This window comes from Oryzihumus sp. (genome assembly GCF_036391795.1).
Taxonomy (GTDB): Bacteria; Actinomycetota; Actinomycetes; order Actinomycetales; family Dermatophilaceae; genus Oryzihumus.
The window spans coordinates 1-10,519 of the sequence record NZ_DASVZH010000187.1 but is presented as its reverse complement, the minus strand read 5'-3'; the positions used below and the strand labels follow the sequence as shown (position 1 = coordinate 10,519).

The window sequence follows — 10,519 nt, the reverse complement described above, 5'->3', positions numbered from 1 at the left end:
TGTACTGACCACGGACGTTGGTGACAGACCGGCAGGGTCTGGACATGAGGAAGACCTCCGGGTGAGGTGTGGAGCTGTCGAGGTTCCCACCGACCCGGAGGTCTTCATGCCCCACGCTAATGCCCCGCTGACCGAGCTGGGCAGGCTGCGCCTGGCCCGCTGCGTCGTCGAGGACGGGTGGCCGCTGCGCCGGGCCGCGGAACGGTTCCAGGTCTCGGTGACGACCGCGGCCCGGTGGTCGGCCCGCTACCGCCTGCACGGCCCGGCCGGGATGGGCGACCGCTCCAGCCGCCCGCACCGCAGCCCGGCCCGGACCAGCGCCCGGATGGAGAAGCGGATCGTGCGCCTGCGTACCCGCCGCGGCTGGGGCCCGGCCCGGATCGGCCCCCGGCTGGGGATGGCGCCCTCCACGGTCGGCAAGGTCCTGCGCCGGGCCGGCCTGCCCCGGCTGGTCGACGTCGACCTGGCCACCCGACAGGAGCTGCGCCGCCAGGTGGCGCGGTATGAGCACGCCCACCCCGGCGACTGGTCCACGTCGACATCAAGAAGCTGGGCCGGATCCCCGACGGCGGCGGCTGGAAGGTCCTGGGCCGCCAGGCAGGGGATGCCAACAGCCAGGCCCACCGCGACCCGACCCGCCCGCGCAAGGTCGGCGGCCGCCCCAACCTGGGCTATGCGTTCATCCACACCGCGATCGATGACCACTCCCGGCTGGCCTACAGCGAGATCCTGCCCGACGAACAGGGCCCCACCGCGGCCGCGTTCTGGGCCCGCGCCCACGCCTGGTTCGCCGCCTGCGGCATCGGGGTCCGGGCGGTGCTGACCGACAACGGGGCCTGCTACCGCTCCCGGGCCTTCACCGACCTGCTGGCCGGCCAGCACGTCCGGCACCGCCGCACCCGGCCCTACCGGCCCCAGACCAACGGCAAGGTGTGTGAAGACTTGCCCCCGGTGCTGCACCGGTCCGGTCTGACCCCGGCCAAGGTGTGACCACGGTGTCCTGCGTTCGATTTGTCGACCGGCTCCGGTGCAGCGCCACGGCGCGCACCGGCCAGACGGATCTGACCTGATAGGAGCTTGGACTAGAAGCCCCATCACAGACCTGTCGCCCGTCCGGCCGGTTCGCCCCATCCGTCAGATCAGCCCTAACGGAAGGAGCGAGTCCAGCATGACAACCTCAGCGACCGCCGTCATAGGCGGCGTCGACACGCACAAGCACACCCACTACGCGGCCGCCATCGACGACCACGGCCGGTTCCTCGGCCACCAAGAGTTCCCGGCGACCGACCGCGGCTATCAGGCGCTGCTGGACTGGCTGCGCGGCCACGGCGATCTTCGGGCAATCGGAGTCGAGAGCACCGGCTCGTTCGGGGCAACCCTCACCCGGGCTCTGACCAAGGCCGGCGAACGCGTCATCGAGGTGAACCGGCCCAACCGACTGGCCCGACGCATGGACGGCAAGTCCGACCGGCTCGACGCCGAGCAGATCGCCCGAGCCGTTCTCGGGCGGGTTTCCACAGCGGTCCCGAAGGCCAAGTCCGGCCCGGTCGAGGTGATCCGCACCCTGCGGGTCACCCGCGCCAGCGCGGTCAAGGCCCGCACCCAGGCGTTCAACACGCTCTGGGGCGTCATGATCGGCGCACCATCCCCGCTTCGCGACGAGCTGGTCGTCCTGACCAAGCGCACCCTGGTCAACCGCTGCCTGCGGCTACGACCCGAAACCGACGACCTCCTCAGCCTGACCGCTGACGATGACAGACTGCTCCTGGCCGCGGTCAAGACCTCACTACGCGACCTGGCCCGCCGCTGGAAGAGCCTCGATGAGGAGATCAAGAACCTCAACCGTCAGATCGAGGCCCTGGTCCGCGCCGCCGCCCCCGAACTCGTCGAACTGCACGGCGTCGGTGTCGAGATCGCCGGACAGTTCATGGTTACCGCCGGCGACAACGCCGACCGGATCCGCAACGAGGCCGCCTTCGCCAAGCTCTGCGGCGTCGCACCCCAACCCGCCAGCAGCGGCCGCACGACCGGTCGTCACCGCCTCAGCCGCAGCGGTGACCGCGCCGCCAACAGCGCGCTCTACATCGTCACCATCGTCCGCATGCGCCACCACCAACCCACCCGCGACTACGTCGAACGTCGCACTGCCGAGGGACTGAGCAAACGCGAGATCATCCGCTGCCTCAAGCGCTACATCGCCCGCGAGATCTACGCCAACCTCCCGCGCCCGCAGACCGGCACGGCCACACAAACGACAGCGACGTCAGCGGCGACTTGACGAACATAGGAGCATCGAGCGGTTCAACCGCACCCTGCTCACCGAGTGGGCCTACGCCAGGCTCTACCTCAACGAGTCAGCCCGCGCCGCGGCCTTGCCCCAGTGGCTGCACATCTACAACCATCACCGGCACCACACCGCACTCGGCGGCCAGCCGCCCGCGTCCCGCGTTCCTAACCTCTGTGGTCAGTACAACTAGCCGGGCGGCGATCGGCTTGCATGGCGGCCTCCCTGGGCGGCAGCCCGGTGGGTCCGTTCCGCGGCGTCAACGATGCGGTCCAGTTTCGCGCCTCTGCCGGGCGGTCGCAGGCCGGGCACGGGGCGCACGCAGGCCGGCCACGCCGTGCGGCCAGGCCGGCTCGCGGACCTCCTCGCGACCCACTTGTCCAGGCTCTTGACCAGGATCGGATCGCGCGCCTAGAATAGAACACACGTTCGAAGTCTGGCGCTGGGGGTGCCGCAGATGGGGGAGCTCGACCGCAGGTCGGCGTTGCCGCGCGAGGTGCTCGACGCCTTCGTGCGGGTGATGCGGGCCGACGCCCCCGCCGAGGCGCAGTGGTTCACCGCGGACGCGGCGCTGCGGGTGATCGAGGCCGGCGAGGCGGTCAAGGCATGGGTCGACGCGGTCTCCCTTGACTGCACCCGGGCGCTGGCGGGGCGGGTGTTCGAGGCCCACGACGACCTGTGCGCGTCTGCCGAGAGGCGGCCGCGGACCGATGACGAGTGGGACCGGGTCCGTGAGGAGGCCGCCCAGGCCGCAGCGTCGGAGATCGAGGCGGCCACCGGCATGGGCTACACCGAGTGCCGCGCCCGGGTGTCGTTCGCCCTCGCCGAGGAGGAGCGCACCACGACCGTCCGGGAGCGCATGCACGCCGGATGCCTGTCCGCCTACCGGGCGCGGCTGCTCTTCGAGGAGACCCGGCACTGTCCACCGTGCGTGGCCGACGGCATCGCCGGGAGGGTGCTGGGCGAGGAACTCGGCGAGCCGATGTCCCACCAGCGTCTGCGCCGGCGCCTGCGGCGGCAGCTGGTCCTGCACGACAGCGACTACCCGCGGCGCGCCCGCGCCGACGCCGTGTCCCGCCGCCGGGTCCGCTCGGACCTGCGGCCCAACGGGACCGGGTGGCTGGACATCACCGAAGAAGGCGAGCGGGTCGGCGCGGCGCGCGAGCGGATCGAGGCGATCGCGCGCCGGCTCAAGGCCGAGGGCATGGCCGACCAGCGCGCCCACGAGGCGATCTGCTCCGACGTGGCGCTCGACCTGCTGCTCTACGGCTGGGTCACCGACGACGAGCCCTACCGCTTGCTCGGACGCCCGCCGGCCGCCCACGTGACCGTCACGGTCTCCCTTGCAACCCTGCTGGGTGTCACCGAGGGCACGGGTGAGATCCCCGGCCACGGCTTCGTGCAGGCCCACCACGTCCGCGAGATCGCCACCGCGGCCGGGTCGGTCTGGCGCCGGCTGGTCACCGACCCGGTCACCGGCGAGATGCTCGACCTCGGCACCCAGCGCTACGTGCCCACGCCCCGGATCCGCGAGCTGGTCGTCCGCCGCGACGGGGTCTGTCGCGGTCCCGGGTGTGAGCAGGAGGCACGCCGCTGCGACCTCGACCACGAGATCGCCTGGCCCCTCGGGCCGACGCACCCGACCAACCTGGCGGCCAAGCACCGGCGGCACCACAACCTCAAGAGCCACGGCTGGTGGAGCTCGACGATGACGCGCGACGGGCGCGTGCACTGGCGCTCCGTCGCCGGACGCACCTATGTCACCCACCCCTGGGTCTACGACGATCCGCTCGATGTTCCCCTGACCGCCGACGACCTGAGCGATGATCCCCTGACCGCCGACGACCTCATCGATGGTCCCCTGAGCGCCAACGACCTGAGCGACGCTTCACGCACGCTCGATCACCCGCGCGGGGGCGGCAACGGCACGACCCGGGCCGCCGACCACCCCGTCGGGCTGGTCGACGCCGGTCCACCACCGTTCTGAGCGGGACCGGCGGCAAATGGGTTACACGGAAGGCGTTGGCATCCGGCAGGATTCGGGCATGCCCGCCGCGACCCAGACCACGCAGTTCGACGACGTCACGCTCGAAGGCGAGGGCCTGAGCCTGCGCCCCTTCACCGAGGCCGACCTCGACGCCATCACGGAGGCCTGCGCGGACGAGGAGACGCAGCGCTGGCTGCCGCTGCCCCGGCCCTACAGCCGGGACGACGCCCGCTGGTTCGTCGAGACCTTCTCGGTCACGCAGCGCGACAGCGGCGCCGGGCTGGTGCGCGCCATCGAGGTCGAGGGCCGGCTGGCCGGTGCCATCGACCTGAAGAAGACCGACTGGACCGCCCGCACCACCGAGACCGGCTACTGGGCGGCGCCGTGGGTGCGCGGCCGTGGCGTGACCACCACCGCCGTGCGGCTGCTGGCCAGCTGGGCGCTGACCGACCAGGGCTTCGAGAGGGTCGAGCTGCTCACCGCCATGGGCAACACCGGTTCGGAGCGGGTCGCCGAGAAGGCCGGGTTCCAGCGCGAGGGCATCGCCCGCAACGCCGGGGTCATCCACGAGGGCCGGGTCGACCTCACCGTCTGGTCCCTGGTGCCCGCCGACCTCATCCCCACCCCTCACGAGACCCCGGCCGAGCCGGCGCACCGCGGCTGACGGGCGCGGCGGTCCGCCTCGGGAAGCCCCGGGACGCGGGCCTCAGGAACGCGCGGCGCGCAGCAACCGGAGCAGCCCGTAGCCGTCGGGGGCCCGGCACACGGGCACACTGCCCCGGGTCCGCGGCGCGAACTCCTCGTTGGACACCGGTATGCCGTGCGACAGGACCTGCTCGGCCGGCGTCAGCTCGCGGATGGCGATCGCCTCGACGCGTTCGGGCCGCTCGGAGGCGAAGTCGCCGTAGATCTTGGGGTCGTGCTGGCCGTCGTCGCCGATGAGGATCCACCGGATCTGCGGGAACTCGCGGGCCAGTCGGCGCAGGGCGGCACGCTTGTGCTCCTGCCCGCTGCGGAACCAACCGGTGTTGGTCGGGCCCCAGTCGGTGAGCAGCAGCGGCCCCGCGGGGTAGCCGCAGCGCTCCAGGAAGCGGGTCAGGGTCGGCGCGGTGTTCCAGGCCCCGGTGGACAGGTAGAAGATCGGTGACCCGGGCGCCTCGTCCAGCAGCGCGCGATACATCGGGGCCATGCCCGGCACCACCCGGCGCGCCTGCTCATGGCGCACGAAGGTGTTCCACGCGGCGATCATCGGCCGGGGCAGGGCGGTGACCATGACCGTGTCATCGATGTCGCTGACCAGGCCGAACGTCACCTCCGGCCCGATGACCTGAACCGAGGCGTTCGCGGGCGCGGCCCCCTCGGCCTCGATGGTGGCCTCGTGCCAGCCGGGCGCGAGGCCGGGCTCGGGCACGCGGGCATCGATGTAGCCGCCGCGGTCGGTGCGCGTCGTCACCGACCGGCCGTTCACGCACACCGTGACCGGCACGTCCATGGCCGGCGCGGTGAGGAACGCGCGCCAGCCGCGGCGCACCTCCTCGGCCCGGCGCAGCTCGCCGGCGGTGGCGTCCGCGTCAGCCGATCCCGGCTCGTCCTCGCCGATCCGGCCGAGCACGACCCGAGCCATCACCCGGACGAAATCCGTTGAGCCGTAGCCGGTGTAGGTGATCGTGCGCGTGCCCCAGCCTCGCCGGCGCAGCCGGGTCTCGACGCGGCGGTGGACGGCATCCTCGACGATGGCGGCGGCATGGGGGCGGGCCATGCACAGAACCTAGCGCCGCCACCGTGACCGCCGTGATCCGGCGGGCACGGCCGCCGGCGGGTCAGCTGTATCCGCGGCTCGAGTCGGCCAGCGCGGCCTCACCGTCCAGGGAGGACAGGAACTCGGTGGACGTCACCGGGTGGCTGAACATCGGGTAGTCCTTGGCGATGGCGTTCTCGTGCTCCTCGGCCGAGGTGGCCGCGACGCAGTCGGTCAGCGTGAAGACGTTGAACCCCCGCTCGTAGGCTGAGCGCATCGTGGACTCGACGCAGCAGTTGGTGAGGAAGCCGCCGAGGGCGACGTTGCGGATCCCCTTGCTGCGCAGGATGAAGTCGAGGTTGGTGCTGGCGAAGGTGTCCAGCCCGCGCTTGCCCTCGATGACGATGTCGCCCGGCTGCGGGGCGACGTCCTCGACGATCTCGGCGCCCCAGGAGCCCTTGACGAAGGCGTTGTTCTCCACGACCCCGGCGAGGATGCCGTAGGGCTGGGCGGTGATCTCCCCGTAGCCCTCGGCGAAGCTGATCGGCGCGTGGATGACGGTCGCGCCGGCGGCCCGGGCGGCCTCGACCGCTGCCCTCGTGTTGGCCAGCATGTCGGTCTGCTTCATCACGTCGGCGACGGCGCCGTGCAGCGCCCCGCCCTCGGAGGTGAAGTCGTTCTGGTACTCGATGAGGACGACGGCGGTCTCGCTCGGGGACAGGCTCATGGCACGCTCCAGGGGTCTGTGACGTTCCGGGGCTCCGGCCAGGCTGACGCTACGCCGAGGCCGCCCCATCGGCGCGGGGAACGGGAGACCCGGCAGACGGCCTCACCCGCCGGTGGTGTCCCACCGCTCGCGCAACCAGGCGAACACCTCGGGCAGGCGCCGCGTCACCAGCGTCAGGTGGCCGTCCTCCTCGGTCAGCCGGGCGTCGACGACGCCCTCGAGCTGCGAGGCCAGCCACTCGCCGTGGCTGAACGGCACCATCGCGTCCTGCCGGCCCTGCAGCAGCAGCACCGGGACCCGGACGTCGGCCGGGCCGCAGCCCCAGGGCCGGGTGAACATCAGGTCGTCGTCCACCCAGCCGTCGACCCCGGTGGCGAAGCCGGTCCGCGTCTGCGCGGCCAGCGTCGCCCCGATGGTGCCGGGACCGGTGATCTCGGCGGCGTCGACGGGGGTCAGGTGCGGGGCCATGGCCTCGGCCAGCTCCGCAGGCGTCACGTCGGCCATCGCCGCGCCCTGCTCCTGCGCCAGCGGCCGGAGCGCGTCCTCGCCCTTCAGGGCCAGGCCGAACTCCTCGATGTTGCCCTCGCCCATGCCCTCCATGAAGTCCAGCCCGTCCGCGTCGTACGGCGCGACGCCGGCCAGCGTGGCCACCGCCACCACTCGCTCGGGCAGCAGGGCACCACACGCCAGCGCGTGCGGTCCGCCGCCGGACCAGCCCCAGGTGAGGAAGCGGTCGACGCCGAGGTGGTCGGCGAGCGCGACGGTGTCGGCCACGACGTCGGCCACGCACCGCCCCGGGTGGCGCGTCGACCCGGCATAACCCGGGCGGGCCGCGAGGACCAGGCGCAGGCCGTGCTCGCGGGCGCTGGACTCCCAGCCCGGGTCGAGCACCGGGCCTCCGGGGGTGCCGTGGTGGACCACGGTGGGCACGCCGGCGGGGTCGCCGCCCTCGACGTACTCCAGCACACGGCCGTCGGGCAGGGTCAGGGTCGAGGTGGTCATGGGTCGATGTCTATCACCGGCCGTCGGGGGCGACCCCGAGAATGGAGGCACCGCGAGTCCCACGAGCCAGGAGGTGAGGTGCCGATGCGGTCGCAGCCCAGCGTCATGCACCTCGACCTCGACGCCTTCTTCAGCGCGGTGGAGCAGCGCGACAAGCCCTCGCTGCGCGGCAAGCCGGTCGTGGTCGGCGGGGTCGGCGGCCGCGGGGTGGTCGCCACGGCGTCCTACGAGGCACGTCGCTACGGCATCCGCTCGGCCATGCCGACCGCCGAGGCCAGACGCCGGGGGCCGGCCGGCACGGCGTTCCTGGCCGGGCGGTTCGACGCCTACCGGCTCTCCTCGCGGGTCGTCATGGACGTGCTGCGCGACTGCTCCCCGCTGGTGGAGCAGGTCTCCATCGACGAGGCCTACGTCGACCTCGCCGAGATCCCCGGCTTCGCCCCGGACGTCGAGGCGGTGACCGCGCTCGCCGAGGACCTGCGCGCCCGCATCCGCGACCTCACCGGCGGGCTCACCGCCTCGGTGGGGGTCGGCACCTCCAAGATGATGGCCAAGGTGGCCTCTGAGCTGCGCAAGCCCGACGGCCTCACCGTGGTCGACGCCGGCGAGGAGCTCGAGGTGCTGCACCCGCTGCCGGTCCGCTCGATCGGCGGGGTGGGCCCGGCCACCGCCGAGCGGCTGCGCCCGCTGGGCGTGGAGACCGTCGGCGACCTCGCCCGGCTGGAGCTGGCCGACCTGCTCAGCCTCTTCGGGCAGGCACACGGCACCTCGCTGCACCGGCTGGCCCGGGCCCAGGACGACCGTTCGCTCGTGGCCGAGCGCGAGGCCAAGAGCGTCTCGGCCGAGGAGACCTTCGCCCGCGACATCACCGACCCGGCCGCCCTGCGCCGCGAGATCGACCTGCTCACCGCCCGGGTGGGCGCCCGCCTGCGCGGCGCCAACACCGCCGGCCGCACAGTCACCCTCAAGCTGCGCCGCTACGACTTCAGCACCCTCACACGGTCGCTGACCCTCACCCAGGCCACGGACGACGGGCGCGCGCTGGCCCACACGGCATACCGCCTGCTCGCCGAGGTCGACGTCGCCGACGGCGTGCGCCTGCTGGGGGTGGGTGTCTCGGGCCTGTCCGACTTCGTCCAGGACGACCTGTTCGGCACCCCGGAGGACGAGGCCGCCCCGGAGCAGGCGCCCGAGGAGCAGGAGCCCGCCGCGGCGGCACCGCAGGTATGGCGGCCGGGCCAGGACGTCCTGCACGCCAGCCGCGGCGCGGGCTGGGTGTGGGGGTCGGGGCGCTCGCTGGTGACGGTGCGCTTCGAGGGACCGCGGACCGGGCCTGGACCCGTGCGGACCTTCGACGCCGAAGACCCCGAGCTAGCGCCGGGGCCACCGCCGGACTGGCGTGAGCCACAAGGGGGTTGACGCCGCGACGTAGTGTCGAAGGCATGACGCTCTCCGCGCTGCCCACCACCCTGGCCGAGCTCCGCGCCTCCGGCTGGGAGCCGCGAACGGTCAAGGAGGAGATCCGGGCCAACCTGCTGGCGCGGCTGCGTTCGGGTGAGCCGGCGTTCCCCGGCATCGTCGGCTTCGACGACACCGTGCTGCCCGAGCTCGAGACCGCGTTGCTGGCCGGGCACGACCTGGTTCTCCTGGGCGAGCGCGGGCAGGGCAAGACCCGCCTCATGCGCACCCTGGCCGGCCTGCTCGACGAGTGGTCCCCGGTGGTGCAGGGCTGCGAGATCAACGACGACCCCACCGACCCGGTGTGCGTGCGCTGCCAGCGGCTGCTGGCCGAGGTCGGCGACGAGCTGCCGGTCGTGTGGCGCCACCGCGACACCCGGTATGCCGAGAAGCTCGCCACGCCGGACACCTCGGTCGGCGACCTGATCGGTGACGTCGACCCGGTCAAGGTGGCCGAGGGCCGCACGCTCGGCGACCCCGAGACGGTGCACTACGGGCTGGTGCCGCGCACCAACCGCGGGGTGTTCGGCCTCAACGAGCTGCCCGACCTGGCCGAGCGGATCCAGGTGGCGCTGTTCAACGTGCTGGAGGAGCGCGACATCCAGGTCCGCGGCTACTCGCTGCGCCTGCCGCTGGACCTGCTGCTGGTGGCCACGGCCAACCCCGAGGACTACACCAACCGGGGCCGGATCATCACGCCGCTGAAGGACCGGTTCGGGGCGGAGATCCGCACCCACTACCCGCTCGACGTGGACCTCGAGATCAGCCTGATGCGCCAGGAGTCCCGGCTCGTCGCGGAGGTCCCGGAGCACCTGCTGGAGGTGCTGGCCCGGTTCACCCGCGCGGTGCGGGAGTCGCCGGCGGTGGACAGCCGCTCCGGGGTGTCCGCCCGGTTCGCGATCGCCGCCGCCGAGACGGTGGCCGCCGCCGCCCTGCGCCGGTCCGCCCTGCTGCGCGAGGAGGTCGCGGTGGCCCGGGTCGGGGACGCCGAGACCGTCACGGCGACGCTGCGCGGCAAGGTCGAGTACGAGGCGGACGGCGAGGGCCGCGAGATCGAGGTCCTCGACCACCTGCTGCGCCGCAGTGTCGCGGAGACCTGGCGGTCCCGGATGGGCGGCCTGGACCTCTCCGGCTTCCTGCGGCTGGTCGAGTCCGGGCACGGGGTGACCACCGGCGACGCGGTGCCCTCCCAGGACCTGCTGCGGCAGATCGGCGCGGTGGCGGGGCTCGGCCAGGTGCTGCGCCGGCTCGGGATCGACGACGCACCCTCCCCCGCCCAGGCTGCCGGCGCCGTCGAGTTCGTCCTCGAAGGGCTCCACCTGA

8 protein-coding genes and 2 pseudogenes are annotated in these 10,519 nt (G+C 73.0%); 7 read left to right on the top strand and 3 right to left on the bottom strand.

What is annotated here, in order from left to right; translation table 11 throughout:
- Window positions 1-106: 106 nt before the first annotated feature.
- The 5 genes and pseudogenes from VF825_RS11280 to VF825_RS11260 all read left to right on the top strand — a co-directional run.
- Window positions 107-933, top strand: a pseudogene (locus tag VF825_RS11280) (IS481 family transposase); the annotation flags it as partial.
- Between the two features lie 235 nt (window positions 934-1,168).
- Complete coding sequence (locus tag VF825_RS11275; RefSeq protein ID WP_422661849.1) at window positions 1,169-2,278, top strand: IS110 family transposase; 1,110 nt, start codon at window positions 1,169-1,171, stop codon at window positions 2,276-2,278.
- Window positions 2,253-2,477 (top strand): annotated as a pseudogene (locus tag VF825_RS11270) (integrase core domain-containing protein); the annotation flags it as partial. The gene VF825_RS11275 and the pseudogene VF825_RS11270, both read left to right, overlap by 26 nt.
- A 264-nt stretch (window positions 2,478-2,741) precedes the next feature.
- Window positions 2,742-4,271, top strand: coding sequence for a hypothetical protein (locus VF825_RS11265; RefSeq protein ID WP_331113261.1), 1,530 nt, complete (start codon window positions 2,742-2,744; stop codon window positions 4,269-4,271).
- Between the two features lie 58 nt (window positions 4,272-4,329).
- Complete coding sequence (locus tag VF825_RS11260; RefSeq protein ID WP_331113258.1) at window positions 4,330-4,935, top strand: GNAT family N-acetyltransferase; 606 nt, start codon at window positions 4,330-4,332, stop codon at window positions 4,933-4,935.
- A gap of 42 nt (window positions 4,936-4,977) precedes the next feature.
- Here the strand turns inward: VF825_RS11260 and VF825_RS11255 are convergent, their stop codons facing one another.
- The 3 genes from VF825_RS11255 to VF825_RS11245 form a co-directional block, all read right to left on the bottom strand.
- Window positions 4,978-6,030: an App1 family protein gene (locus VF825_RS11255; protein WP_331113256.1), complete on the bottom strand. Its 1,053-nt coding sequence runs from the start codon at window positions 6,028-6,030 to the stop codon at window positions 4,978-4,980.
- A gap of 61 nt (window positions 6,031-6,091) precedes the next feature.
- Entirely contained in the window at window positions 6,092-6,736 is a 645-nt protein-coding gene (locus VF825_RS11250) for a cysteine hydrolase (RefSeq protein WP_331113254.1), read from the bottom strand.
- A gap of 102 nt (window positions 6,737-6,838) precedes the next feature.
- Window positions 6,839-7,738: an alpha/beta hydrolase gene (locus tag VF825_RS11245; RefSeq protein ID WP_331113252.1), complete on the bottom strand. Its 900-nt coding sequence runs from the start codon at window positions 7,736-7,738 to the stop codon at window positions 6,839-6,841.
- 84 nt (window positions 7,739-7,822) lie between these two features.
- Here VF825_RS11245 and VF825_RS11240 point away from each other — a divergent pair, with 84 nt between their 5' ends.
- Both VF825_RS11240 and VF825_RS11235 read left to right on the top strand, forming a co-directional pair.
- A complete protein-coding gene (locus tag VF825_RS11240) occupies window positions 7,823-9,157 on the top strand; it encodes a DNA polymerase IV (RefSeq protein ID WP_331113250.1) in 1,335 nt (444 codons plus the stop codon).
- Window positions 9,158-9,180: 23 nt separating this feature from the next.
- Window positions 9,181-10,519, top strand: a 1,339-nt coding sequence (locus tag VF825_RS11235; protein ID WP_331113248.1) for a sigma 54-interacting transcriptional regulator, incomplete at its 3' end; no start/stop codon positions are given.